A 26,523-nucleotide genomic window follows, 5' to 3' on the forward strand; every position below is an offset into this window, starting at 1 on the left:
GTGAGGGGAACACCGCTCCCCTCTCACTACTTACGCACTGCGCTGCAGCAGCATCGACTTAATATGGCCGATGGCGCGCGTCGGGTTCAGCCCCTTAGGACACACACTGACGCAGTTCATGATGCTATGGCAGCGGAATACGCTGAAAGCGTCACTTAGCCCTTCCAGGCGGTTATCGGTTTCGGTATCGCGGCTGTCGATCAGGAAGCGATAGGCAGCCAGCAGACCCGCAGGGCCGATAAACTTGTCCGGGTTCCACCAGAATGACGGACACGACGTTGAACAACATGCACAGAGAATACACTCGTACAGCCCATCGAGTTTTTCACGCTGCTCGGGAGACTGTAAGTGCTCGCGAGCGGGTGGATTTTGCCCATTATTCAATAAGTAAGGCTTAATCTTCTCATATTGTGCATAGAATTGCCCCATGTCCACCACCAAATCACGCACGACAGGCAGGCCTGGCAGAGGACGGATAACAATTTTCTGGCCTGGGCGGTTTAGCGCTGAAATTGGCGTGATGCAGGCCAGGCCATTTTTGCCGTTCATGTTCACACCGTCGGAGCCACACACCCCTTCACGGCAGGAGCGGCGGAACGACAGGGTAGGATCTTTTTCTTTCAGCTGGATTAAGGCATCCAGCAGCATCATGTCACGACCTTCTTCCGCTTCCAGGGTGTAGTCCTGCATACGCGGAGCGTCATCAACATCCGGGTTATAACGATAAACTGAGAATTCGAGTTTCATTATCCTGTCTCCGCATTAGTAAGTACGAATCTTCGGCGGGAACGCCGGACGCAGTTTCGGTTCCATGTTGACGCTACGACGCGTCATGGATTCCGACTCTGGCAGATACAGGGAATGGCACAGCCAGTTTTCGTCATCACGATCCGGGAAGTCGAAGCGGCTATGCGCGCCGCGGCTTTCGGTACGGAAGTTAGCCGACATCGCGGTTGCGAACGCGGTTTCCATCAGGTTATCCAGCTCAAGGCACTCAACGCGCTGGGTGTTGAACTCGCTGGAGGTGTCGTCCAGACGGGCATTTTTCAGACGCTCGCGGATCGCTTTCAGCTGCTCCAGGCCTTTAGCCATGGCGTCACCTTCACGGAATACCGAGAAGTTGTGCTGCATGCATTCCTGCAGCGCTTTACGAATTTCCACCGGATCTTCGCCGTTACGGTTGCCATTCCAGCGGTTGAGACGCTCAAGAGAGGCATCAATTTCGTCGTCGGTCGCGTCACGCAGCGCGCCCTGCTCGGCGATGGATTCCTGCAGATGCAGACCCACCGCACGGCCAAACACCACCAGGTCCAGCAGGGAGTTGCCGCCCAGACGGTTTGCACCGTGAACGGATACGCAGGCAATTTCACCTACCGCGAACAGGCCAGGGATGACCACGTCTTCGCCCTGCTCGTTCACGGTCAGCGCCTGACCGGTCACTTTGGTCGGAATACCGCCCATCATGTAGTGGCAGGTTGGGATAACCGGAATCGGCTCTTTTACCGGGTCGACGTGGGCGAAGGTACGGGACAGCTCCAGAATGCCCGGCAGGCGGGATTCCAGCACCTCTTTACCCAAGTGGTCGAGCTTCAGCTTCGCGTGCGGACCCCATGGGCCATCGCAGCCGCGGCCTTCGCGGATTTCGATCATGATGGAACGCGCCACCACGTCGCGACCCGCCAGGTCTTTCGCGTTCGGGGCATAACGCTCCATGAAGCGCTCGCCGTGTTTGTTCAGCAGGTAGCCGCCTTCACCGCGGCAGCCTTCCGTGACCAGCACGCCCGCACCGGCGATACCGGTTGGGTGGAACTGCCACATCTCCATATCCTGCACCGGCACGCCGGCGCGGATTGCCATACCCACGCCGTCACCGGTGTTGATGTGGGCGTTGGTGGTGGACTGGTAAATACGGCCCGCGCCGCCGGTCGCCAGTACGGTTGCGCGGGCTTTGAAGTAGACTACCTCGCCGGTTTCAATGCACAGTGCGGTACAGCCCACCACTGCGCCATCGGCGTTTTTCACCAGATCCAGCGCATACCACTCGGAGAAGATGGTGGTGTGGTTTTTCAGGTTCTGCTGATACAGCGTGTGCAGCAGCGCGTGACCGGTACGGTCAGCCGCCGCCGCGGTGCGTGCCGCCTGCTCGCCGCCGAAGTTTTTCGACTGGCCGCCAAACGGACGCTGATAGATGGTGCCGTTTTCCAGACGGGAGAACGGCAGGCCCATGTGGTCCAGCTCCAGAATCGCTTCCGGGCCGGTTTTACACATGTATTCGATGGCATCCTGGTCGCCGATGTAATCGGAACCTTTTACCGTATCGTACATGTGCCATTCCCAGTTATCTTCATGGGAGTTACCCAGCGCAACGGTGATACCGCCCTGCGCGGACACAGTGTGGGAACGGGTCGGGAAGACTTTTGAGAGCAGCGCACAGGTCTGGCCGCTCTGGGAAATTTGCAGTGCGGCGCGCATACCTGCGCCACCCGCACCAATCACAACAGCATCAAATTCTCTGACTGGCAGTTTCATTACACACCCCACACCACAACAAATCCATAAATGACGTAAACCACCAAAGCAACAACAATAACAAGCTGAAGCGGAAGGCGAATCGCCAGCGGTTTAACGTAATCGGTCAACACCTGCCACATGCCAATCCAGGCATGAATAAGGATGGAGAACAGCGCCAGCAGGGTGAACACTTTGGTGAAGGCCGATCCGAAGAAACCACTCCAGATTTCCCACGTCAGCGTCCCGCTGGTCGCGAAGAAACCGATCATATAGATGATGTAAAGCGTGAGGACGATCGCGGTAGCGCGGACCAGAATGAAGTCATGTACGCCGTTGCGTCCTAATGCGGAGGCGTTGCTTACCATACGAGAACTCCTGCGAGAAGTGAAAGCACGACAGTGATCGCAAATGAAATGTTAGCGGTACGTTTTCCAGCCTCGAACGTCTCTTCCAGATAGCCAAAGTCCATCAGCATATGGCGAACGCCGCCAACAACGTGATAGGCCAGCGCGGTGAGAATGCCCCACATGATGAATTTCACGAAGAAGCTGTTCATGATGGCTGAGGCCTGGAGGAATCCTTCAGGGGATGAGAGGCTGGTTCCCAGTAACCACAGCAAAATACCGACCGCCACAAACGTAATCACACCTGAAACACGGTGCAGAATGGACGCTATTGCTGTTACAGGGAATCGGATCGTTTTGAGATCCAGATTGACAGGTCTTTGTTTTTTCACATTTCTTATCATGAATAACGCCCACATGCTGTTCTTATTGTTTCCTTCCTCCGGACTGCGATGCGGGTCAGACAGCGTTCCTTTTCTATAACTGCGCGTCATGCAAAACATTGCTTCCAAATGCTAAAACGACACGTTACAACGCTGGGTGGCTCGGGATTGCAGGGTGTTCCGGAGACCTGGCGGCAGTATAGGCCGTTCACAAAATCATTACAATTAACCTACATACAGTTTGTTGGGTTTTCTCTGGAACAGTGATCGGGGTCACGATAACAACATCTTTTTAATTTTTAATCATCTGATTTGACAAATGTTAAACAATATTGTTACAAACGTCATTAGAAAAGGCATATAATGCGCAAAAGTTATGAGGTCTTACTTTCACCTGACAAATAGTTATGTAACAGTGTGACGGTATTGACCGAAGTTATCAGGACAGTTATTAGTGATATACAGGTTTGAATAATTCGGACTGCAAAAACGCTGATTTGCTGTTGTTTCACTGATATTTCATTCGTTTACCTGCAAGGCGCCATAGCTCTGTACCCTGGTTTCTCCTCGTGAGCTGAGCGGTAAGCCAAATAACAATCTGGTAACGGTGATTAACAGCTGAATGCAAATCCGGTGAAAAGCAGTCTTAAGCATAAGGCGCTAAGGAGACCGTAAATGGCTGATACAAAGGCAAAACTCACCCTAAATGGTGATGATGCTATTGAACTGGATGTGCTAAAAGGCACGCTCGGTCAGGATGTTATTGATATCCGTACGCTGGGTTCTAAAGGGGTATTCACCTTTGACCCTGGATTCACCTCCACCGCATCTTGCGAATCCAAAATCACCTACATTGACGGTGACGAAGGTATCCTGCTCCATCGCGGCTTCCCCATCGATCAGTTAGCCACCGAATCCAACTATCTGGAAGTGTGCTACATCCTGCTGAACGGCGAAAAACCGACCCAGGCTGAATACGATGAATTCAAAACCACCGTGACCCGTCACACCATGATCCATGAGCAGATTACCCGTCTGTTCCATGCGTTTCGTCGTGACTCTCACCCGATGGCGGTCATGTGCGGTATTACCGGTGCGCTGGCGGCGTTCTACCACGATTCTCTGGACGTGAATAACCCGCGTCATCGTGATATCGCGGCGTTCCGTCTGCTGTCCAAAATGCCTACCATGGCGGCGATGTGCTACAAATACTCCATCGGCCAGCCGTTTGTTTATCCGCGTAACGACCTCTCCTACGCCGGTAACTTCCTGCGCATGATGTTCTCCACGCCGTGCGAAGAGTACGAAGTGAATCCGGTGCTGGAACGCGCAATGGACCGTATTCTGATCCTGCACGCTGACCACGAACAGAACGCGTCCACCTCTACCGTCCGTACCGCTGGCTCTTCAGGCGCGAACCCGTTCGCCTGTATTGCGGCGGGTATCGCCTCCCTGTGGGGACCGGCGCACGGCGGCGCGAACGAAGCGGCGCTGAAGATGCTGGAAGAGATCAGCTCCGTTGAGCACATTCCGGAATTCGTGCGTCGCGCGAAAGACAAGAATGACTCCTTCCGCCTGATGGGCTTTGGTCACCGCGTTTACAAAAACTACGACCCACGCGCAACCGTCATGCGCGAGACCTGCCACGAAGTGCTGAAAGAGCTGGGCACCAAAGATGACCTGCTGGAAGTGGCGATGGAGCTGGAGCACATCGCGCTGAACGACCCGTACTTCATCGAGAAGAAACTCTACCCGAACGTCGATTTCTACTCCGGTATCATTCTGAAAGCGATGGGCATTCCGTCCTCCATGTTCACCGTGATCTTCGCTATGGCACGTACCGTAGGCTGGATTGCGCACTGGAACGAAATGCACAGCGAAGGCATGAAAATCGCCCGTCCTCGTCAGCTGTATACCGGCTACGAGCAGCGCGACTTCAAGTCTGATATTAAGCGCTAACAGAAGCTGGGTAAGGCCCTCTCCCACAGGGTGAGGGTGAAAACATTAAAAACGGTAACTTACGGGTTACCGTTTTACTTTTATCTCTGGCAGTGCGGGCACCAGTAAAAGGGCCTCGACGAGAGCATCATCCTGTCGATAATCCCGCCGCATCGCTCACACTTTTTTCCCGCCCGATGAAACACCTTAAAGCGGAACTGCGCCCCGTGATGCCTGTTCTCATCCACCACGCCGCGCGTGCTGTAGGATAAGCGCGGAATATCGAGCAGCGCGTGGGACAGCGCGTCCAGCTGTTCATCGCTCAGCTGAGAGGCTTTACGCTGCGGCGCAAGCCCCACGCTCCAGAGGATTTCCACCCGCAGATAGTTGCCTAACCCGGCCAGGAACGCCTGGTCGAGCAGCAGCCCGGAAAATTGCCGGTTGCGGAACTTAGGGGATAACAGCCGGGCTTTAACGTCGCTCGCCGTCAGGCGCATGTCCAGCACGTCCGGCCCGACCCGCTGCAGGAACGGGTGCGTCAGCAGCTGCTCCGGCGTTAACATTTCGATATCCGACGCGCTGTAAAGCAGGATTGCTTTATCCGCCGTTTGCAGCCTGACGCGCAGCACGCGGGTGGTTTGCGGCTGCTCGTCTGCCTCCACCACGCGCCAGACGCCGTAAAGCTGATTGTGGCTGTATAACGTCAGGTTATGGGAAAAGTGGGTCAGCAACGCTTTACCGCGCGTTTCAATATGGGTCACCGTCTGCCCCACCAGCTGTGATTCGTACGGCTTCAGTTGAGGAAAGGCAAACCAGGCTTTTGTCAGGATTTTGCCCTTTATCGCCGCCTCCAGGCTATCCGCCGCGCGGCGGATCTCCGGACCTTCTGGCATAGTATTGTCCTTACATGATTATTCTGCGCTGACGAGAATGCCCTCTTCCGAGAACGCCGCCCGCAGGCGTCGCGCAAACCGGAGCGCATGCTCGCCGTCGCCGTGTAAACACACCGTATCGGCCTGAACGTTTGCCGCAGTACCATCTACGGCGATGACCCGCCCGGCGCGCACCATCTCCAGGGTCTGCGCCAGGGCCTTATCTTCGTCGGTAATCAGCGCGCCGGCCTGCGTACGCGGCACCAGGCTGCCATCCGGCTGGTATCCCCGGTCAGCAAATACTTCCTGTCGGGTGGTTAACCCCAGACGCGCGCCGGCGCGGATCAGTTCGCTGCCCGCCAGGCCCACCAGAATCAGCTGCGGATTGTAGTCCCGCACCGCGCGGGCGATGGCGTCCGCCAGCGCCGGATCCTTCGCCGCCTGGTTATAGAGCATGCCGTGCGGTTTCACGTGGCGCATCACGCCCTTCTCCGCGCGCACAATCGCGTCCAGCGCACCGGTCTGATAGAGCATTTGCGCGTACACCGTCTCAGGCGGCAGATCCATCGCCGTACGGCCAAAGTTTTCCCGGTCGGGAAAGCTGGGGTGAGCCCCAATCGCGACGCCGTTTTTAACGGCGGTACGCACGCTCTCCAGCATGGTCTGCGCGTCCCCCGCATGAAAACCGCAGGCGATGTTGACCGAGGAGACCAGCGTCATCAGCGCCGCATCGGCGCTGCTGCCCTCCCCCAGGTCGGCGTTCAGGTCAATCTTTACCATCGAGCCTCCACGCCAGCTGTTCGAGATAACGCTGCCGATCCTGTCGCGCCTTCAGCGCCTCCTCCAGCGAACACTGCACAAAATGAATCGGCTGGCCGAGGGGAATTTGCGCCAGATGGTAGCGATCCGCTTCGATGATGCAGGCAATGCGCGGATAACCGCCGGTGGTTTGCGCGTCGTTCATCAGCACAATAGGCTGACCGTTACCCGGCACCTGGATCACGCCCGGCAACAGCCCGTGGGAAAGCAGCTCCCGATCGGTCGTGCGGGTTAACGGCTGCCCCTGAAGGCGATACCCCATGCGGTTACTCTGCGGGCTGATCTTCCACGGCGAGCGCCAGAAAGACTCTTTTGAGGCCTCATCGAACTCATGATATTCCGGCCCCGGCAGGGCGCGGATCAGGTTCCCCCACAGCAGCTGCTTCACGCCCTGCGTGGTGGTGAAATGGCGCGCTGATGGCTTAATCGCCAGGCGATCGCCGTCGCGCAGCAGCCGTCCTTCATGTCCGCCCATTCCTGCTTTCTGGTCGGTACTAGCTGAGCCCAGCACCTCAGGCACGTCGATGCCCCCCGCCACCGCAAGGTAGCTGCGCACGCCGTGCAGAGGGCGTTTAAGCGTCAGACGCTGCCCGGCCTTCGCCCGCAGCCGCCAGCCGGTCCACACCGCTTTGCCGTCCAGCGTCGCGTCACAGCCCGCACCGGTTAAGGCAAACCAGGTTTCCTGACCAAACTCAATCACGCACTGGCCCAGCGTAATTTCTAACGCCGCCGTGCTGCCGGCGTTGCCTACCAGCAGGTTGGCAATCTCCAGCGACGGGCGGTCAAGCGCACCGCAGTAGCTCACGCCCGACTGACGCAGGCCAAAGCGCCCGGCATCCTGAACGGAGGTGTAAAGCCCGGCGCGAATAAGCGTTAACATACTCCCTCCTTCTGCGGGATAAAGCGCAGGGTGTCACCCGGACGCAGAAGTATTGGCGCGTCCTGGCCGGGCTCAAATAACGGCGTGGACGTGTGCCCGATAAGCTGCCAGCCTCCCGGCGAGGCGAGCGGATAAATTCCCGTCTGTTCACCGCCAATCGCCACCGTGCCCGCCGGTACGCTCAGGCGCGGCTCCGCGCGGCGCGGGGTATGCAGCTGAGGTGACAGCCCGCCAAGATACGGAAAGCCCGGCTGAAAACCCAAAAACCAGACGACATAATCGACGGCGCTATGCAGCTCCACAACCTGCTTTTCCGTAAGCCCACAGTGTTCAGCCACCACGCCCAGGTCGGGGCCGCCCTTGCCGCCATAGACGACCGGGATCTCAATCGTCCTCGACTCCGGCTCCAGCGCCTCGCTCTCCTCCCACCAGCGCTGCAGACGCTCAATCGCATCCAGCGCCCCCGCGTGCGGATTACGCAGCACCACGGTGATATTATTCATGCCCGGAATAGCTTCAACCACGCCGGGCAGATCGGGCAGACGCTGAGCCAGCCGCCAGATACGCTTTTGCGTGGCAAGCGTTACCGGAGGCTCAAGCTCCAGAACTACCGCGGTTTCACCCAGAAGATAACAACGCGCTCGCTGCACTTAACTACCTCTCATCAGGCCGGATTAGGGATATCAATAAAGGTCACATCCAGATCGGTATTTTCCGTCAGCCACTCGCTGAGGGCGCGGATGCCGCCGCGCTCGGTGGCGTGATGGCCTGCCGCGTAAAAGTGCAGGCCCTGTTCACGCGCAGAATGGATAGTCTGCTCGGAAACCTCGCCGGTAATGAAGGCGTCGACGCCGAATCGCGCCGCGCTATCAATAAAGCCCTGACCGCCGCCGGTGCACCAGGCCACGCGCTTCACGGTATCCGGCCCGGTATCGCCGCACCACAGCGGACGACGCCCCAGGCGCGCTTCGATCCATGAGGCCAGCTCCAGCCCCGGTACCGGCATTGACAGCTCGCCCCACGGAACCAGCGGCTCGATTTCGCCCATGACCGTGATGCCCAGCAGCTGCGCCAGCTGGACGTTATTGCCCAGTTCAGGGTGCGCATCCAGCGGCAGATGGTAACCGTACAGGTTGATGTCGTTCGCCAGCAGCGTTTTGAGGCGGTTGCGCTTCATGCCGCGAATTACGGGCGATTCGTTTTTCCAGAAATAGCCATGATGGACTATCACCGCGTCGGCTTCCTGACGCACCGCCTCGTCCAGCAGCGCCTGGCTTGCCGTCACGCCGGTGATAATTTTCTGCACCGTTTCGCGACCTTCCACCTGCATCCCGTTCGGGCCGTAGTCGCTAAAGGAGGTGGCGTTGAGTTTTTCGTTAATCAGGCGTTCCAGTTCACTGTTTTTCATCATCACTCTCTCAAGCTTTTCGGGCGGCTTCGTACGCCGCCAGCGTGGCGACGCGCGCCTGTTTATGGTCGACAACGGGACGGGGATAATCCAGGGTAACCCGCTGTTTATCCGCCCATGCCCAGGGGTCATGAATGGCTTTGGCGGGGACATCCTTCAGCTCAGGCAGCCAGCGGCGGATAAACGCGCCGTCAGCGTCAAATCGCTGTCCCTGCGTGGTCGGGTTAAAGATCCGGAAATAAGGAGCCGCGTCCGTTCCGGTGGAGGCCGCCCACTGCCAGCCGCCGTTATTCGCCGCCAGATCGCCATCGATGAGCTGAGAAATAAAATAGCGCTCTCCGATTCGCCAGTCGATAAGCAGATCCTTCACCAGGAAGCTGGCGGTTATCATGCGCAGACGGTTATGCATCCACCCGGTTTCATTCATCTGCCGCATAGCTGCATCAACAATCGGATAGCCGGTGCGTCCGCTCTGCCACGCCTTCAGCAGCTTTTCGTTGGACTGCCACTTTACGTTATCGGTCCAACGAATGAAGGGACGATGTTTACATAACTCAGGATGATACGTCATCAGGTGGCGATAAAACTCGCGCCAGATCAGCTCGTTCAGCCATACTGCGCCCGCGCCACCGTCCAGCGCCCGAGGCTGTTCCGCCAGCAGCCGGTGCAAGCACTGGCGCGGAGAGAGCGCGCCCAGCGCTAAACAGGCCGACAGGCGGCTGGTGCCTTCAATCGCCGGAAAATCCCGGCGCACCTCGTATTCAGCCGCGCCCTGTTTGCAGAAGTCGCGCAGCTGGGCAATAGCCGCTTTTTCGCTGGCGGGAAATAACGCTTCATCGAACGTCTGGCGGGGGTAATTCAGGCTGATTTCCGCCGGATCCGCTATCGTTTCTCCTCGCCCGGCAGGCGCGGGCACGCACTCGGGCAGCCCTTCCTTCAGGCGTTTGATAAAGGCATTTTTAAACGGCGTGAAAACTTTATACATCTCGTGATTGCCGTTCATTACGCTGCCCGGCGCGAGCATCACGCTGTCATCGAATCCTTCACAGACAACGCCCGCAAGGGTTTTCTCCAGCTGTCGGTCGCGCTGCTGCTCGTTAAATTCGTACTGGTAGTTGTAAAAAAGATGCGTTACCGCGTGCTGCCTGCAGATGGCCTGCAGCGTCTGAAGCTGCCCGGCAAAATCGTTCACCTCTTTGTAGATCAGCGGAATGCCTTTTTCGGCCAGCGAACGCTGCACATCGTTCAGGTACGCGTTGAGTAAAGCCGCCTGCCGGGGCGCCATATCGTGCTGACGCCACTGTTCAGGCGTGGCGATAAACAGGGCCAGCACCTTAGCGTCCCTGGCGCGGCAGGCGGCCGCGAGAGCGATGTTGTCGTGAATGCGTAAATCCGCGCGAAACCAAACCAGATGGGTGGGCATAAAACTCCTGGCAATTGTCCATTATGTCCGTAAGGGCATGCCGTAAAAGGAAAAAGGCACGCATTGAACTACTTTGCCATGAAGTGTAGACGGGATGAAATAAAAAAGGCCGCCCGAGGCGGCCTTAACGCTACTTGTCCTGCGTTAATACTTTTTGCAATTTTTTATGGCTACGTATCAGTAGAAGTCGCAGGTTGCCTTCTCGGCCTGATCCATCCATACCGGTTTCTCACTGGTTTTTGCCCAGACGCGGTGCAGATAGCTGTAAAAACGTGCGCGATCTTTCCAGAACAGCATCACCGGCAGGGCCAGCACGCCAGCCACTACGGCGAAAGTGCGACGCATGAAAATGATATGAGCCGGAAACTCTTTATAAAGATCCATATTTTTCTCCCCTGTAGTTGGCCGGAAACGTTCTCCGGAAAATGTGAAATCTGTGACCTGGATAAAATAATACCGCTTTGTTTGTAATTTTACTACTCATCCGACCACTCAATTTCATCCATTTAGTGAATATTTACATTCAAGCCGTAATTAAGTTACAAAAAAGTTAACGATTTACTTATCAATAGTTAAATCATGGTCTTTTCGTTTTTATACTTTTTTTACACCCGCCCCGCGGATTTTTGCGAAATCTTTGCGCCGTAAACCCTACCGTTAGCACCAATACAAATGTCACCCGGAGGTGGGTTATGAGTGCAGGTCTGATTGCCGGCATTGTGCTGGTGTTCCTGTTATTGGGTTATCTGGTTTATGCCCTGATTAATGCGGAGGCGTTCTGATGGCTGCTCAGGCGTTTTTGCTTATTGCGGGCTTTTTACTGGTGCTGTTTGTCCTTGCCAGGCCGCTGGGAACGGCGCTGGCGCGGCTGATCAACAACGTGCCCCTGCCGGGCACGGGCCACGCCGAAAACGGGTTATGGCGCGTGCTGGGCGTCAGCGACCGGGAAATGAACTGGCGGCAGTACCTGACGGCGATAGTGCTTCTGAATATCGTGGGTCTGGTCGTCCTATTCGCCATGCTGATGCTTCAGGGCAGCCTGCCGCTTAACCCGCAGCGGCTACCCGGCTTATCCTGGCATCTGGCGCTAAACACCGCGGTCAGCTTCGTTACTAACACCAACTGGCAATCCTATGCCGGTGAAACCACGCTCAGCTATTTCAGCCAGATGGCCGGATTAACCGTGCAAAACTTTCTCTCTGCGGCCAGCGGTATCGCGGTTATTTTTGCCCTGACGCGCGCCTTCGCCCGTCAGAATGTGGGCACGCTGGGCAACGCCTGGGTTGATATAACGCGTATCACCCTCTGGATCCTGGTTCCCGTGGCGCTGGTTATTGCCCTGTTCTTTATTCAGCAGGGCAGCCTGCAAAACCTGCTGCCTTATACCCCTTACACCTCGCTTGAAGGCGCCAGTGGCCTCCTGCCGATGGGGCCGGTGGCGTCGCAGGAAGCGATAAAGATGCTGGGCACCAACGGCGGCGGCTTCTTCAACGCCAACTCAGCCCATCCGTTTGAAAACCCAACGGCTCTCACCAACCTGGTCCAGATGCTGGCGATCTTCCTGATCCCCGCCGCGCTCTGCTTCGCCTTTGGCGATGTGGTTAACGATCGCCGTCAGGGACGCACGCTGCTGTGGGCCATGTCGTCGATCTTCGTGGTGTGCGTCGCGCTGGTGATGTGGGCCGAATGGCACGGCAACAGCCACTTCATACAGCTCGGGGCCAGCAGCAATATCAACATGGAAGGTAAAGAGAGCCGCTTCGGCATTCTTGCCAGCAGCCTCTATGCGGTAGTCACCACGGCGGCCTCCTGCGGGGCGGTGAACGCCATGCACGACTCTTTCACCGCGCTCGGCGGCATGATCCCGATGTGGCTGATGCAGATCGGCGAAGTGGTCTTCGGTGGGGTCGGCTCGGGTCTGTACGGCATGCTGCTGTTCGTTCTGCTGGCGGTATTTATCGCCGGGCTGATGATTGGCCGCACGCCTGAGTATCTCGGTAAAAAAATCGACGTGCGCGAGATGAAATTAACCGCGCTGGCGATCCTGGTTACCCCTGCCCTCGTGCTGCTCGGCACCGCGCTGGCGCTGATGACCGAAGCAGGCCGCAGCGGCATCTTCAACCCCGGCATCCACGGCTTTAGCGAAGTGCTTTACGCCGTATCGTCTGCGGCCAACAACAACGGCAGCGCCTTTGCAGGATTGAGCGCCAACTCGCCATTCTGGAACTGTCTGCTGGCGTTCTGCATGTTCGTGGGGCGTTTCGGCGTGATCGTTCCCGTCATGGCGATCGCCGGAGCGCTGGTGAATAAAAAAATTCAGCCGACCACTACCGGTACGTTACCGACTCACGGCGCGCTGTTTGTCGGTCTGCTGGTGGGTACCGTTCTGCTGGTGGGTGCCCTGACCTTTATCCCCGCCCTCGCGTTAGGCCCGGTCGCGGAAACTCTCTCTTTACGCTGATTTTGCGGAGAATTTGTCATGAGTCGTAAACAACTGGCCCTGCTCGAACCGACGTTAGTTCGTCAGGCCCTCATGGATGCGGTGAAAAAACTGAGCCCGCGCGTGCAGTGGCACAACCCGGTGATGTTTATCGTCTGGATAGGAAGTTTACTCACCACCGCGCTGGCGATTGCCATGGGAACGGGTCAACTGTCGGGGAATGCCACCTTCACCGCCGCCATCAGCCTGTGGCTGTGGTTTACCGTGCTGTTCGCCAACTTCGCCGAAGCGCTGGCGGAAGGCCGCAGTAAAGCGCAGGCCAACAGCCTGAAAGGGGTTAAAAAAACCGCTTTCGCGCGCAAATTACGCGAACCGAAATACGGCGCGCAGATGGATCGCGTCCCGGCAGACGAGCTGCGCAAGGGTGATGTGGTGCTGGTGGAAGCGGGCGACATCATCCCCTGCGACGGGGAAGTGATTGAAGGGGGGGCATCGGTTGACGAAAGCGCCATTACCGGGGAATCCGCGCCGGTTATACGTGAATCGGGTGGAGATTTCGCTTCCGTCACCGGCGGAACGCGCATCCTTTCCGACTGGCTGGTGATCCGGTGCAGCGTCAACCCGGGCGAAACCTTCCTCGACAGGATGATCGCCATGGTGGAAGGGGCACAGCGCCGTAAAACGCCGAACGAGATCGCCCTGACCATCCTGCTGGTGGCGCTCACCATCGTCTTCCTGCTGGCAACGGCAACCCTGTGGCCCTTCTCCGCCTACGGCGGCACGGCGGTCAGCATCACCGTGCTGGTCGCCCTGCTGGTGTGCCTGATCCCCACCACCATCGGCGGCCTGCTTTCGGCGATTGGCGTGGCGGGGATGAGCCGTATGCTGGGCGCGAACGTGATTGCCACCAGCGGACGCGCCGTTGAGGCGGCGGGTGACGTTGACGTGCTGCTGCTGGATAAAACCGGCACCATCACCCTTGGCAACCGTCAGGCATCCGAATTTTTACCGGCTCCCGGCGTGGATGAAAAAACGCTGGCCGACGCGGCGCAGCTCTCGTCTCTGGCCGATGAAACGCCGGAAGGTCGTAGCATCGTGGTTCTGGCCAAGCAGCGCTTCAACCTGCGCCAGCGCGACGTCCAGAGCCTGCAGGCCACGTTCGTCCCGTTCACGGCGCAAACCCGGATGAGCGGGATCAACATTCAGGACAGGATGATCCGCAAAGGGTCCGTTGATGCCATTCGCCGCCACGTTGAGGCGAATAACGGCCATTTCCCACCGGAAGTCGACAAATTGGTGGAAAGCATCGCGCGACAGGGGGCAACCCCGCTGGTGGTGGCGGAAGGTTCTCGCGTGCTCGGCGCGATCGCCCTGAAGGATATCGTAAAGGGCGGTATTAAAGAGCGTTTTGCCCAGATGCGGAAGATGGGCATTAAAACGGTGATGATCACCGGGGATAACCGTCTCACCGCGGCCGCCATTGCCGCCGAAGCGGGGGTGGATGATTTCCTCTCCGAGGCGACGCCGGAAGCGAAGCTGGCCCTGATCCGCCAGTATCAGGCGGAAGGCCGTCTGGTGGCGATGACCGGCGACGGCACCAACGATGCCCCGGCGCTGGCGCAGGCCGACGTGGCGGTAGCGATGAACTCCGGCACCCAGGCGGCAAAAGAGGCGGGCAACATGGTCGACCTTGACTCGAACCCGACCAAGCTCATCGAGGTGGTGCACATCGGGAAGCAGATGCTGATGACGCGCGGCTCGCTGACCACGTTCAGTATCGCCAACGACGTGGCGAAGTATTTCGCCATCATCCCGGCGGCTTTTGCAGCCACCTATCCGCAGCTGAATGCCCTGAACGTGATGCACCTGCACTCGCCGGCCTCGGCGATTCTGAGCGCGGTGATCTTCAACGCCCTGATTATTGTCTTCCTGATCCCGCTGGCGCTGAAGGGGGTGAGCTATAAGCCGCTAACGGCCGCCGCCATGCTGCGCCGCAACCTGTGGGTTTACGGTCTCGGCGGGCTGGTGGTGCCCTTTATCGGCATCAAGGTTATCGACGTGCTGTTAACGCTGTTCGGGCTGGTTTAAAAGGTGAATCAAATGACGATGTTACGTCCCGCTATACTGTTGTTTATTCTGCTGTCTCTGGTTACCGGCGGGCTTTACCCGCTGGCGACCACCGCGCTGGGCCAGTGGTGGTTTCAGGATCGGGCCAACGGCTCGCTGATTATTCAGAACGGTGAAAACCGGGGGTCGCGCCTGATTGGACAGAATTTCACAGAGGCACGCTACTTCCAGGGACGCCCTTCCGCCACTGCGGAAAGCCCGTATAATCCCATGGCGTCCGGCGGCAGTAACCTGGCGGGCAGCAATCCCGCGCTGGATAAAGCGGTAGCGGAACGCGTTGCCGCCCTGCGCGCCGCGAACCCGCAGGCCAGCCGGGAGGTGCCGGTTGAGCTGGTCACCGCCTCCGCGAGCGGCCTGGACTACAGCCTGACGCCGGAAGCGGTGGCCTGGCAAATCCCGCGCGTGGCCGCCGCCCGCCGGCTGCCCGTCGAACAGGTGAGCCAGCTGGTCGCAGAGCACACGCAAAAGCCGCTGGTCAGCGTCATCGGCATGCCGGTAGTGAACATTGTTGAGCTGAATCTGGCGCTGGACGCGCTAAGGAAAAACTAAATGACCGACGAGCCCATGCGCCCGGATCCGGACAGGCTGCTTGAACAGACGGCTGAAGCCCATCGCGGCAAGCTGAAAATTTTCTTCGGCGCCTGCGCGGGCGTCGGGAAAACCTTCGCCATGCTGACGGAAGCCCAGCGGCTGCGGGCGCAGGGGCTTGATATTCTCATCGGCGTGGTTGAAACCCACGGCCGCAAAGAGACCGCGGCGCTGCTGACGGGGCTTGCCACGCAGCCGCCCCGGCGCATCAGCCACCGCGGGCGGCTGGTGACGGAGTTCGATCTGGACGCGGCCCTCGCCCGCCGTCCCGCCCTGATTCTGATGGACGAGCTGGCGCACAGCAACGCGCCAGGCTCCCGTCACCCGAAGCGCTGGCAGGACGTTGAGGAATTACTTGAAGCCGGGATTGACGTTTTTACCACGGTGAACGTTCAACATCTGGAAAGCCTGAACGACGTGGTGAGCGGCGTAACGGGTATTCAGGTGCGGGAGACCGTTCCCGATCCGTTTTTCGATTCTGCCGATGAAGTGGTGCTGGTTGACCTGCCGCCGGACGATCTGCGCCAGCGCCTGCACGAGGGCAAGGTATATATTGCCGGCCAGGCCGAACGCGCCATTGAACATTTTTTCCGCAAAGGCAACCTGATTGCCCTGCGCGAGCTGGCCCTGCGCCGCACTGCCGATCGCGTTGATGACCAGATGCGCGCCTGGCGCGATCTGCAGGGGCGGGAGCGCGTCTGGCATACGCGGGACGCCATTCTGCTGTGCATCGGCCACGGCAGCGGCAATGAAAAGCTGGTCCGCACCGCCGCTCGTCTCGCGGCGAAGTTCGGCAGCGTCTGGCATGCGGTGTATGTCGAAACGCCACAGCTTCACGCCCTGCCGGAAAATCAGCGCCGCGCCATCCTGAGCGCGCTGCGGCTGGCGCAGGAGCTGGGCGCGGAAACGGCGACCCTCTCCGATCCGCAGGAGGATAAAGCCATCGTGCGCTACGCACGTGAGCACAATCTGGGCAAAATTGTTACCGGGCGTCGCCAGCACCGCCGCTGGTTTAGCCGTGAATCCTTTGCCGACAGGCTGGCGCGCCGCGCGCCGGATCTTGATTTAGTCATCGTCGCGCTGGACGACAGGCCCGCCCCCCTGCCCAACCGTGCGCCGGACGCGCGCACCTTTGGCGATAAATGGCGGATCCAGATCCGCGGCTGCCTGGTTGCCGTGGTGCTGTGCGCCCTGATTACGGTAATCGCCAGCCAGTGGCTGATCGCCTTCGACGCCGCCAACCTGGTCATGATCTATCTCCTGGGCGTAGTGGTGGTGGCCCTCTTTTACGGTCGCTGGCCGTCGGTGCTGGCAACGGTGATCAACGTCGTCAGCTTCGATCTGTTCTTCATTGCCCCGCGCGGGACGCTCGCCGTCTCGGACGTGCAGTACATTCTGACCTTTGCGGTGATGCTTACCGTCGGGCTGGTGATTGGGAATCTGACGGCGGGGGTACGCTACCAGGCCCGCATTGCCCGCTACCGCGAGCAGCGTACGCGCCATCTGTACGAGATGTCAAAATCGCTGGCGGTGGGCCGCACGCCGCTGGATATCGTCCAGACCAGCGAGCAGTTTATCCGCTCGACGTTTCATGCCGGTAACCTGATTTTGCTTCCCGACGAGCAGGGGCATCTTCGCCCCCTCACCTCCTCCTCGGGCATGACGCCGTGGGATGAAGCCATTGCCCGCTGGAGTTTCGATAAGGGGTTACCTGCCGGTGCCGGGACCGACACCCTGCCCGGCGTGCCTTACCAGATCCTGCCGCTGCGCAGCGCGGATAAAAATCACGGGCTGGTCATCGTGGAGCCGTCTAACCTGCGCCAGCTGATGATCCCCGAGCAGCAGCGTCTGCTGGAAACCTTCACGCTGCTGGTTGCCAGCGCCCTTGAGCGGCTGGCGCTCACGGCCAGCGAAGAGCAGGCGCGTCTGGCAAGCGAGCGCGAAAGCATTCGAAATTCGCTGCTGGCGGCGCTGTCCCACGATTTACGCACCCCGCTCACCGTGCTGTTTGGTCAGTCCGAAATTCTCACGCTGGATCTCGCGGCGGAAGGGTCAAAGCATGCGATGCAGGCCAGTGAAATTCGCCAGCACGTGCTGAATACCACGCGTCTGGTGAATAACCTGCTGGACATGGCGCGCATTCAGTCCGGCGGGTTTAACCTCAAAAAAGAGTGGCTCACGCTTGAGGAGGTCGTCGGAAGTGCGCTGAAGATGCTGGAGCCGGGGCTGGGCGGACGCCATATTGAACTGAACATGCCGGATCCCCTGACGTTAATTCACGTTGATGGCCCTCTGTTTGAGCGGGTGCTGATCAACCTGCTGGAAAATGCCGCGAAATATGCCGGAGCAAGGGCGCAGATTGGCATTACCGCCGCGATGGACGCGCAGGCGCTGCGGCTTGAAGTCTGGGACACCGGGCCGGGCATTCCCGCTGGCCAGGAACACGCCATTTTTGATAAATTCGCGCGCGGCAGTAAGGAGTCTGCTATTCCGGGCGTTGGGCTGGGGCTGGCGATCTGCCAGGCCATCGTCGACGTGCATGGCGGCACCATTTCGGCCGAGAACCGTCCGGAAGGTGGTGCCCGCTTTTGTGTTACACTTCCTCTTGAAACCCCACCAGAACTTGATGAATTGCCAGAGGATTTGTGATTAACGTTCTGATTGTTGAAGATGAGCTCGCTATCAGTCGATTTCTGCGCACCGCGCTGGAAGGCGACGGTTTGCGCGTTCACGAAGCCGGTACGCTTCAACGTGGGTTAATCGAAGCCGCGACCCGCAAGCCGGACCTGGTTATCCTGGACCTGGGGCTACCGGATGGCGACGGCATTGATTTTATTCGCGAGGTGCGTCAGTGGAGCCAGATGCCGATTCTGGTGCTCTCTGCCCGCACCGAAGAGACGGATAAAATCGCCGCGCTGGATGCCGGCGCGGATGATTACCTGATTAAGCCGTTTGGCATTGGCGAGCTGCAGGCGCGGCTTCGCGTCGCATTGCGTCGCCACAGCGCCACCGCGCCTTCCGATCCGGTATATACCTTTGGCGATATCCGGGTCGATCTTGCCGCCCGCCGCATCCTGCGGGGAGACGAAGAGATACACCTTACGCCTATAGAGTTTCGTCTTCTGGCCGTGCTGCTCAATAACCATGGAAAAGTGTTGACCCAGCGACAGCTGTTAAGCCAGGTCTGGGGACCGAATGCTGTCGAACATAGTCACTATTTACGCATTTATATGGGGCACCTTCGCCAGAAGCTTGAAGCCGACCCCGCGCGCCCTCGTCATTTATTAACAGAAACCGGTATCGGCTATCGTTTTATGATCTGAATAAGTATTCAGATTTATTTTCAATAATCCCTCCACGTCATCTTAATAAGCCATAAAAATAGCGACAAGTTTATTTTTATGGCTACGCACGGCTATTAAAAACACAAAGAAAACACTCAATTAACATGAAATCAACAAAACAGCATTTTGATCTGCATTATTCATCAAAAACGACTAATTATTTCTGTAATGATCGGTTAAGGGTGATCTAATTCACAGTTAATCGCTTTTTACCGGATAAAATGACCATGCTTTCAATTACTGAAAGGAAACTGAACATGGAAAACAATAACCGTTTAATGCCCCATATAAGGCGGACAACGCATATCATGATGTTTGCCCACCGAAACTGTTTTGACTTTCACCTCTTTAACGCCCGGTAGTCCTTCGACTTCTGGCGCATCTGCTTACAGGTCATCCTGAAACACGCTATTTTACAGGCTGTTGCCTGTGAACACCTGCGCTCATTTCTTGTAATTCAGATTCTCCGCATCCGGGCGGACTGAATTTCACTCAGCAAAAAGCAAATAACTGATTTCCGTATCAGCGGTCACGCTTTGCTTTTTTTCCGGAAACAATCGATTTCTTTCTCATAAGAAGTCGAGGGATCAATATTGCCTGAATAAAGAGAGAAAGATGAAAAAATTAAAAATTGCCGTCAGCCGTGCCTGTCCTGAATGTTTTACTACCCAGCGCGAAATGGTGGACGTTAACGCTTCGGATTATATTGACGTGGCGGCCGTGGTTCTGGCCGTCAGCGATATTTTCACTGGCGCAATTGAAGAGATAGAGGCCACGGGATTTGGCATCCCGGTGTTTATTGCCACGCATAAGGAAGAAATGGTTCCGGCTGAATTTTTGTCGCGTATTCACGGCGTTTTTGAGTACGCCGACAGCTGCAGTGCGTTCTACGGACGCCAGCTGGAAGCGGCCGCGCAGAAATACGAAACCCAGCTTCGTCCCCCGTTCTTCCGCGCGCTGGTCGATTACGTCCAGCAGGGCAACAGCGCGTTTGACTGTCCCGGGCATCAGGGAGGCCAGTTCTTCCGCCGCCATCCTGCCGGCAATCAGTTTGTTGATTTCTTTGGCGAAACGCTTTTTCGCTCCGATCTGTGCAACGCCGACGTGGCAATGGGCGACCTGCTGATCCACGAAGGCGCGCCGTGCATCGCCCAGCAGCATGCGGCAAAAGTCTTTAACGCTGACAAAACCTACTTCGTCCTGAACGGCACCTCCTCCTCCAATAAGGTGGTGCTGAACGCCCTGCTTACCCCTGGCGATCTGGTGCTGTTCGATCGTAATAACCACAAGTCTAACCACCACGGCGCGCTGTTGCAGGCGGGTGCAACGCCGGTGTACCTGGAAACGGCGCGCAACCCGTACGGCTTTATCGGCGGCATTGACGCACGCTGCTTTGAGGAGAGCTACCTGCGTGAGCTGGTGTCGGAGGTTGCGCCGGGCCGCGCGCGCGACGCACGTCCGTTCCGTCTGGCGGTGATCCAGCTGGGCACCTACGACGGCACCATTTATAACGCCCGTCAGGTGGTGGATAACATTGGCCACCTGTGTGACTACATTCTGTTTGACTCTGCGTGGGTCGGCTACGAGCAGTTTATCCCGATGATGGCCGACTGCTCGCCGCTGCTGCTGGAGCTGAACGAGAACGATCCGGGGATCCTGGTTACCCAGTCCGTGCATAAGCAGCAGGCGGGATTCTCGCAAACCTCGCAGATCCACAAGAAGGACAGCCACATCAAAGGCCAGCCGCGCTATGTCCCGCACAAGCGCCTCAACAACGCCTTTATGATGCACGCCTCCACCAGCCCGTTCTACCCGCTGTTTGCCGCGCTGGACATCAACGCCCGCATGCATGAGGGGCAAAGCGGCCGTAATATGTGGATGGACTGCGTGGTGACGGGCATTGAGGCACGCAAGCTGATCCTGGAAAATTGCCAGTTTATTCGTCCTTTCGTCCCTGAAACGGTTGACGGCAAGGCGTGGGAAAGCTGGGACACGGCGGAGATCGCGACGGATTTACGCTTCTTCCACTTCGTGCCGGGTGAGCGCTGGCACGCTTTTGAAGGCTACGCCGAGCACCAGTATTTTATCGATCCGTGCAAGCTGCTGCTGACCACGCCGGGAATAAACGCCCGCACCGGCGAGTATGACGATTTCGGCGTGCCCGCCACTATCCTTGCCAACTTCCTGCGTGAAAACGGCATCGTGCCGGAAAAATGCGACCTCAACTCCATTCTTTTCCTGCTCACCCCGGCGGAGGACATGGGCAAACTGCAGCAGCTGGTCGCCCAGTTGGTGCGCTTCGAAAAGCTGCTCCAGAGCGATGCGCCGCTGAAAGCGGTTCTCCCCTCTCTTTATAAGCAGCATCCGGAACGTTACGCGAATTACACCCTGCGCCAGATTTGCCAGGAGATGCACGACCTCTATGCCCGCCATAACGTCAAGCAGCTGCAAAAAGAGATGTTCCGCAAGTCCCACTTCCCGCGCGTGATGATGAACCCGCAGGAGGCGAACTACGCCTACCTGCGCGGGGAAGTCGAGCTGGTTTCCCTGCGCGATGCAGAAGGCCGTATCGCCGCGGAGGGGGCGCTCCCTTACCCACCGGGGGTGCTGTGCGTGGTCCCGGGGGAAGTCTGGGGCGGTTCCGTGCTGCGCTACTTTGCCGCGCTGGAGGACGGGATCAATCTGCTGCCGGGCTTTGCGCCGGAGCTACAGGGCGTGTACGTCGAGGAGCGTGACGGTCGTAAACAGGTGCGCTGCTACGTCATTAAACAACCTGCCGCTCAGCCCGCGCTGCTGAAAGGAGAAAAAGTATGAGTAAGGCCAACAAGATGGGCGTGGTGCAGCTGACAATTCTCACCATGGTGAACATGATGGGGTCCGGGATCATCATGCTGCCCACCAAGCTCGCCGAAGTGGGGACGATTTCGATTATCTCCTGGCTGGTCACCGCCGTGGGATCGATGGCGCTGGCGTGGGCGTTTGCCAAGTGTGGAATGTTCAGCCGCAAGTCAGGCGGCATGGGCGGCTACGCCGAATATGCGTTCGGCAAGTCCGGTAACTTTATGGCCAACTACACCTACGGCGTATCGCTGCTGATCGCTAACGTGGCGATTGCTATTTCCGCCGTCGGCTACGGCACGGAGCTGTTTGGCGCGACGCTCAGTCCGGTACAGATTGGTTTAGCCACCATCGGCGTGCTGTGGATCTGCACCGTCGCCAACTTCGGCGGCGCGCGCATCACCGGACAGCTCAGCAGCATCACCGTCTGGGGCGTGATCATCCCTGTGGTCGGCCTGTGCGTTATCGGCTGGTTCTGGTTCAGCCCGACGCTGTACGCGAACTCCTGGAACCCGCACCACGTGCCGTTCTTTTCCGCAGTCGGATCTTCTATCGCCATGACGCTGTGGGCCTTCCTCGGCCTGGAGTCGGCCTGCGCAAACGCTGAAGTGGTGGAAAATCCGGAGAAAAATGTCCCCATCGCGGTGCTCGGCGGAACGCTGGGCGCGGCGGTGATCTACATCATCTCCACTAACGTGATTGCGGGGATTGTGCCAAACGCGGATCTGGCAAACTCCACGGCACCGTTCGGGCTGGCCTTCGCGAAGATGTTCAACCCGGAGGTAGGGAAAGTCATCATGGGGCTGATGGTGATGTCCTGCTGCGGCTCGCTCCTCGGCTGGCAGTTCACCATCGCACAGGTGTTTAAATCTTCGGCTGACGAAGGCTACTTCCCGAAAATCTTCTCCCGGGTGACAAAAGCCGATGCGCCGGTGCAGGGCATGCTGGCCATTGCGATCGTCCAGAGCGGCCTGTCGTTAATGACAATCAGCCCGTCGCTGAACAGCCAGTTCAACGTGCTGGTCAACCTGGCGGTAGTAACGAACATCATTCCTTACATTCTGTCGATGGCGGCGCTGGTGATTATTCAGAAGGTGGCGAAAGTGGATCCGCGAAAGGCCCGGGCGGCAAATATTGTGGCGCTGACGGGGGCGATTTACAGCTTCTACGCGCTCTACTCTTCCGGTCAGGAAGCGATGCTGTACGGCGCGATGGTGACATTTATGGGCTGGACGCTGTACGGCCTGGTGTCGCCGAGATTTGAACTCAAGAATAAGCACGGCTAGGTAAAAGCAAAACGGCAACCCTGAGGTTGCCGTTTTCCATGTTTTCACCCTCTCCCTGTGGGAGAGGGCCGGGGTGAGGGCACCAGCCCGCACCAAACACCACTTACGCGTTTTTCAGCACTTCACTGACAATCTCAACCGCTTCTTTCTCAATCTGCTGGCGGTGCTCAGCGCCGAGGAAGCTTTCGCAGTAGATTTTGTACGCATCTTCCGTACCGGATGGACGCGCCGCGAACCAGCCGTTTTCAGTCATCACCTTCAGGCCGCCGATGGACGCGCCGTTGCCCGGTGCCGCCGTCAGACGCGCGGTGATCGGGTCACCCGCCAGCGTGCTTGCGCTGACCATCTCCGGAGAGAGTTTGGACAGGGCCGCCTTCTGGGCAGAGGTCGCGCCAGCCTGAATACGGTTGTAGCTTGGCGCACCAAAACGTTCCGCCAGCTCGTTGTAATGCTCCTGCGGGTTCTTGCCGGTGACAGCGGTGATTTCCGCGGCCAGCAGGCACATGATGATGCCGTCTTTATCGGTTGACCATGGGGTGCCGTCGAAGCGAAGGAAGGATGCTCCCGCGCTCTCTTCACCGCCAAAGCCGAAGCTGCCGTCGTGCAGACCGTCAACAAACCACTTAAAGCCCACCGGCACTTCCACCAGCTTGCGGCCCAGCGCGTCGACCACGCGGTCGATCATCGCGGAGGAAACCAGCGTTTTACCGACGGCGACCTCTTTGCCCCACTGCGGACGATGCTGGAACAGGTAGTTGATTGCCACAGCCAGGTAGTGGTTAGGGTTCATCAGACCCGCAGGGGTGACGATACCGTGGCGGTCGTAATCCGGATCGTTAGCAAACGCCAGGTCGAATTTGTCGCGCAGCGCCAGCAGGCCAGCCATTGCGCATTCAGAGGAGCAGTCCATACGGATCGCGCCGTCTTTATCCAGATGCATAAAGCGGAAGGTCTGGTCGACGTGATCGTTCACGATGGTGAGATCCAGCTTGTAATGCTCGGCAATACGCTTCCAGTATTCAATACCGGAGCCGCCCAGCGGATCCACGCCCAGCTTCAGGCCGGCTTTCTGGATGGCGGCCATATCAACGATATCCGCCAGCCCTTCCACAAACGGCTGCACCAGATCCTGCTCTTTCACATGACCGGAGGCCATGGCTTCATCCAGGGAGATACGCTTCACGCCGTCCAGGCCATTAGCCAGCAGCGCGTTCGCGCGATCTTCCACCACTTTCGTGACGTTGGTGTCTGCCGGGCCACCGTTCGGCGGGTTGTATTTGATACCGCCATCTTCCGGCGGGTTGTGGGACGGGGTGATGACGATACCGTCAGCCAGCGCGCCGCCTTTTTTGTTGTGTACCAGAATGGCGTTAGAAACCGCAGGCGTTGGCGTAAAGCCGTTGTTCTCCTGAACAATCACGTCCACGCCGTTCGCCGCCAGCACTTCCAGCACCGAGATAAAAGCGGGTTCAGACAGGGCGTGGGTATCTTTCCCAACGTAGCACGGACCGGTGACGCCATTTTTGGCGCGCTCTTCCGCGATGGCCTGAGCAATGGCCAGAATGTGCGGTTCGTTAAAGCTGTGGCGCGCCGCGCTGCCGCGGTGGCCAGATGTACCAAACTTCACTGCGTGTTCTGCGTTGCCCAGAACCGGTTTCAGCACGTAGTACTGCGCGGTCAGCTGAGCGACGTTAATCAAATCGCGTTGTTGTGCAGGTTGGCCTGCACGGCTGTGATTTGCCATTGCCTGGTCCTTCTGATGCAAGGGTTAAATTGTACCGCAAACCTTTTCGATCAACTCCGCCGGGAACTGCATGGACTGCATGATATGTTCGATCATGCTGCACTTGCGGCCCGTATTGGTATTGGTGATCACCCAGTATGGTGTACCGGGAACGTGTTTGGGTTTGGTTTGATTGCCATTTTGCAGCAGCGTCTGCTCGTCGCCGGCGAAGTAAACGCGAGTACGACCGTGGAGCGACTCTGTCGCCTCAGCAAACGCTTTGTTATCCAGTGAGTAAAGTGTAGACAGCACCAGCATAAAGCGGTTAACCGCCTTTTTCTGCTCTGCATATTCATCAGACAGCAGCAGCTCGCGCATGGCGCGCACTTTGTCTTTAGCCGGCATGACGGCAGGTTCTACTTGTGCGACAACGCTCGGCTGAGACACGACATCTTTAGAGACAGAAGCGGGCTGTGAGGCGGCGGAAATTTTAAGCATGCGCCGTAAAATGTCGGACGCGCTCTCCCCAATATGCCGCGTCTGGCTGGCAATATACTGATAGAGTTCGTCATCAACTTCGATTGTTTTCATCTTAATCCAGTGCGATATCTTATCTGAATACAAGTCATTGAGATTATAAGGTCTAATCCCAACAGCGGATAGCGTCAAACCAGGTTGGCGGCAAAAGTCGGATTAAACTGGATCCTTGCCCCCGGGCGGCAGAATGGTCAACATGATACCCTAACCTGACAAACCTAAAAAAAGAACTTTGCCATGAAATTGAATACCCGAGCGCAAACTGCACAATCGCCGAACAATAATTCTCCCATCGTACTGGTTCACGGCCTGTTTGGCAGCCTGGATAACCTGGGCGTGCTGGCGCGCGATTTGGTTACCGATCATGAAATTCTTCAGGTTGATATGCGAAACCACGGTCTTTCCGGGCGTTCAGAGGAGATGACCTACGCGGCCATGGCGCAGGATCTGCTGGACACGCTGGATGCGCACGATATCCAGACCGCGACGCTCATCGGGCACTCAATGGGCGGCAAGGCGGTGATGGCGCTCACCGCGCTCGCGCCCGAGCGCATTTCCGGGCTGGTGGTCATTGACGTTGCGCCCGTCAATTACGACGTTCGTCGCCACGATGAAATTTTTGCTGCGATCGGCGCCGTGACGGCGTCAGGCGCTTCCACCCGCCAGCAGGCGGCTGCCGTTATGCGCGACCATCTTGATGAAGAGGGCGTGGTGCAGTTCCTGTTGAAATCGTTTGTGGACGGACAATGGCGCTTTAACGTGCCGGTGCTGTGGGACCAATATTCGCACATCGTGGGCTGGGAGAATGTACCCGCCTGGCCGCACCCTACCCTCTTTATCCGTGGCGGTAACTCCCCCTACGTCACTGACGCGTACCGCGACACGCTGCTGGCGCAGTTCCCGCAGGCTCGCGCCCACGTGATTGCCGGTGCCGGGCACTGGGTGCACGCGGAAAAACCGGATGCCGTACTGCGCGCCATTCGTCGCTATCTCACTGATACTGCGAATTGATTAAAAAGCCAGCGACCGGAAGACGACGGGCTTCCAGTCGTTGGCGTGTGG

General features: G+C 58.0%; 24 protein-coding genes. 11 read left to right on the top strand and 13 right to left on the bottom strand.

Annotated features, from left to right (window positions below; translation table 11 throughout):
• Nucleotides 1-30: 30 nt before the first annotated feature.
• From sdhB to sdhC, 4 genes are read right to left on the bottom strand one after another with little or no spacing between them, the layout of a single operon-like run.
• Nucleotides 31-747, bottom strand: a complete 717-nt coding sequence (gene sdhB / locus HWQ14_RS20885; protein ID WP_148420810.1) for a succinate dehydrogenase iron-sulfur subunit SdhB — start codon at nucleotides 745-747, stop codon at nucleotides 31-33.
• A gap of 15 nt (nucleotides 748-762) precedes the next feature.
• Entirely contained in the window at nucleotides 763-2,529 is a 1,767-nt protein-coding gene (gene sdhA / locus HWQ14_RS20890) for a succinate dehydrogenase flavoprotein subunit (RefSeq protein ID WP_014883036.1), read from the bottom strand.
• Nucleotides 2,529-2,876 carry a succinate dehydrogenase membrane anchor subunit gene (sdhD, locus tag HWQ14_RS20895; RefSeq protein ID WP_010428702.1) on the bottom strand — a complete coding sequence of 116 codons (348 nt, stop codon included), beginning with the start codon at nucleotides 2,874-2,876 and terminating at the stop codon, nucleotides 2,529-2,531. The genes sdhA and sdhD overlap by 1 nt, the downstream gene beginning before the upstream one ends.
• Nucleotides 2,870-3,274 carry a succinate dehydrogenase cytochrome b556 subunit gene (gene sdhC / locus HWQ14_RS20900; RefSeq protein WP_176611236.1) on the bottom strand — a complete coding sequence of 135 codons (405 nt, stop codon included), beginning with the start codon at nucleotides 3,272-3,274 and terminating at the stop codon, nucleotides 2,870-2,872. Before sdhC ends, sdhD begins: the two co-directional genes overlap by 7 nt.
• 639 nt (nucleotides 3,275-3,913) lie before the next feature.
• On the opposite strand from sdhC, the gene HWQ14_RS20905 reads away from it, so the two are divergent.
• Nucleotides 3,914-5,197, top strand: a complete 1,284-nt coding sequence (locus HWQ14_RS20905; RefSeq protein ID WP_176610874.1) for a citrate synthase — start codon at nucleotides 3,914-3,916, stop codon at nucleotides 5,195-5,197.
• A gap of 80 nt (nucleotides 5,198-5,277) precedes the next feature.
• Here the strand turns inward: HWQ14_RS20905 and nei are convergent, their stop codons facing one another.
• From nei to HWQ14_RS20940, 7 genes are all read right to left on the bottom strand, one after another.
• On the bottom strand, nucleotides 5,278-6,069 hold the full coding sequence (gene nei, locus HWQ14_RS20910; RefSeq protein ID WP_176610875.1) for an endonuclease VIII: 792 nt from the start codon (nucleotides 6,067-6,069) through the stop codon (nucleotides 5,278-5,280).
• Between the two features lie 18 nt (nucleotides 6,070-6,087).
• The gene (gene pxpA / locus HWQ14_RS20915) at nucleotides 6,088-6,828 is read right to left on the bottom strand and encodes a 5-oxoprolinase subunit PxpA (RefSeq protein WP_176610876.1); all 741 of its coding nucleotides are present in this window, start codon (nucleotides 6,826-6,828) and stop codon (nucleotides 6,088-6,090) included.
• Entirely contained in the window at nucleotides 6,815-7,747 is a 933-nt protein-coding gene (gene pxpC / locus HWQ14_RS20920) for a 5-oxoprolinase subunit PxpC (RefSeq protein WP_148420814.1), read from the bottom strand. The genes pxpA and pxpC overlap by 14 nt, the downstream gene beginning before the upstream one ends.
• Complete coding sequence (pxpB, locus tag HWQ14_RS20925; RefSeq protein ID WP_176610877.1) at nucleotides 7,741-8,397, bottom strand: 5-oxoprolinase subunit PxpB; 657 nt, start codon at nucleotides 8,395-8,397, stop codon at nucleotides 7,741-7,743. Before pxpB ends, pxpC begins: the two co-directional genes overlap by 7 nt.
• A 14-nt stretch (nucleotides 8,398-8,411) precedes the next feature.
• Nucleotides 8,412-9,155 carry a type 2 GTP cyclohydrolase I gene (locus HWQ14_RS20930; RefSeq protein WP_176611237.1) on the bottom strand — a complete coding sequence of 248 codons (744 nt, stop codon included), beginning with the start codon at nucleotides 9,153-9,155 and terminating at the stop codon, nucleotides 8,412-8,414.
• A 10-nt stretch (nucleotides 9,156-9,165) separates the two neighbouring features.
• Nucleotides 9,166-10,578 (bottom strand): deoxyribodipyrimidine photo-lyase, encoded by a 1,413-nt coding sequence (gene phrB, locus HWQ14_RS20935; protein WP_176610878.1) that lies wholly within the window; start codon nucleotides 10,576-10,578, stop codon nucleotides 9,166-9,168.
• Nucleotides 10,579-10,755: 177 nt separating this feature from the next.
• Nucleotides 10,756-10,962: a YbfA family protein gene (locus tag HWQ14_RS20940; RefSeq protein ID WP_003858637.1), complete on the bottom strand. Its 207-nt coding sequence runs from the start codon at nucleotides 10,960-10,962 to the stop codon at nucleotides 10,756-10,758.
• A 308-nt stretch (nucleotides 10,963-11,270) separates the two neighbouring features.
• Between HWQ14_RS20940 and kdpF the strand changes: the two genes are divergently transcribed.
• The 9 genes from kdpF (at nucleotide 11,271) to potE (ending at nucleotide 23,201) form a co-directional block, all read left to right on the top strand.
• Nucleotides 11,271-11,360, top strand: a complete 90-nt coding sequence (gene kdpF / locus HWQ14_RS20945) for a K(+)-transporting ATPase subunit F (RefSeq protein WP_014069365.1) — start codon at nucleotides 11,271-11,273, stop codon at nucleotides 11,358-11,360.
• Nucleotides 11,360-13,039 (top strand): potassium-transporting ATPase subunit KdpA, encoded by a 1,680-nt coding sequence (gene kdpA, locus HWQ14_RS20950; RefSeq protein WP_176610879.1) that lies wholly within the window; start codon nucleotides 11,360-11,362, stop codon nucleotides 13,037-13,039. The genes kdpF and kdpA overlap by 1 nt, the downstream gene beginning before the upstream one ends.
• A gap of 18 nt (nucleotides 13,040-13,057) precedes the next feature.
• Nucleotides 13,058-15,106 (top strand): potassium-transporting ATPase subunit KdpB, encoded by a 2,049-nt coding sequence (gene kdpB / locus HWQ14_RS20955; protein ID WP_176610880.1) that lies wholly within the window; start codon nucleotides 13,058-13,060, stop codon nucleotides 15,104-15,106.
• Nucleotides 15,107-15,118: 12 nt separating this feature from the next.
• Nucleotides 15,119-15,694: a potassium-transporting ATPase subunit KdpC gene (gene kdpC, locus HWQ14_RS20960; protein WP_148420819.1), complete on the top strand. Its 576-nt coding sequence runs from the start codon at nucleotides 15,119-15,121 to the stop codon at nucleotides 15,692-15,694.
• Nucleotides 15,695-18,382, top strand: a complete 2,688-nt coding sequence (gene kdpD, locus HWQ14_RS20965) for a two-component system sensor histidine kinase KdpD (protein WP_176610881.1) — start codon at nucleotides 15,695-15,697, stop codon at nucleotides 18,380-18,382.
• Nucleotides 18,379-19,056, top strand: a complete 678-nt coding sequence (gene kdpE, locus HWQ14_RS20970) for a two-component system response regulator KdpE (protein ID WP_148420821.1) — start codon at nucleotides 18,379-18,381, stop codon at nucleotides 19,054-19,056. The genes kdpD and kdpE overlap by 4 nt, the downstream gene beginning before the upstream one ends.
• A 278-nt stretch (nucleotides 19,057-19,334) precedes the next feature.
• Entirely contained in the window at nucleotides 19,335-19,439 is a 105-nt protein-coding gene (speFL, locus tag HWQ14_RS20975; protein WP_003858645.1) for a leader peptide SpeFL, read from the top strand.
• Between the two features lie 253 nt (nucleotides 19,440-19,692).
• Nucleotides 19,693-21,891: an ornithine decarboxylase SpeF gene (gene speF / locus HWQ14_RS20980; RefSeq protein WP_176610882.1), complete on the top strand. Its 2,199-nt coding sequence runs from the start codon at nucleotides 19,693-19,695 to the stop codon at nucleotides 21,889-21,891.
• Nucleotides 21,888-23,201: a putrescine-ornithine antiporter gene (gene potE / locus HWQ14_RS20985; RefSeq protein WP_176610883.1), complete on the top strand. Its 1,314-nt coding sequence runs from the start codon at nucleotides 21,888-21,890 to the stop codon at nucleotides 23,199-23,201. The genes speF and potE overlap by 4 nt, the downstream gene beginning before the upstream one ends.
• 103 nt (nucleotides 23,202-23,304) lie before the next feature.
• Here the strand turns inward: potE and pgm are convergent, their stop codons facing one another.
• The gene (gene pgm / locus HWQ14_RS20990; protein WP_148420824.1) at nucleotides 23,305-24,945 is read right to left on the bottom strand and encodes a phosphoglucomutase (alpha-D-glucose-1,6-bisphosphate-dependent); all 1,641 of its coding nucleotides are present in this window, start codon (nucleotides 24,943-24,945) and stop codon (nucleotides 23,305-23,307) included.
• A gap of 24 nt (nucleotides 24,946-24,969) precedes the next feature.
• On the bottom strand, nucleotides 24,970-25,515 hold the full coding sequence (gene seqA, locus HWQ14_RS20995) for a replication initiation negative regulator SeqA (protein ID WP_176610884.1): 546 nt from the start codon (nucleotides 25,513-25,515) through the stop codon (nucleotides 24,970-24,972).
• 183 nt (nucleotides 25,516-25,698) lie between these two features.
• Between seqA and ybfF the strand changes: the two genes are divergently transcribed.
• Nucleotides 25,699-26,472: an esterase gene (gene ybfF / locus HWQ14_RS21000; RefSeq protein ID WP_176610885.1), complete on the top strand. Its 774-nt coding sequence runs from the start codon at nucleotides 25,699-25,701 to the stop codon at nucleotides 26,470-26,472.
• Nucleotides 26,473-26,523 lie beyond the last annotated feature (51 nt).

The sequence above is a fragment of the Enterobacter cloacae genome (genome assembly GCF_013375935.1).
Taxonomy (GTDB): domain Bacteria; phylum Pseudomonadota; class Gammaproteobacteria; order Enterobacterales; family Enterobacteriaceae; genus Enterobacter; species Enterobacter pasteurii.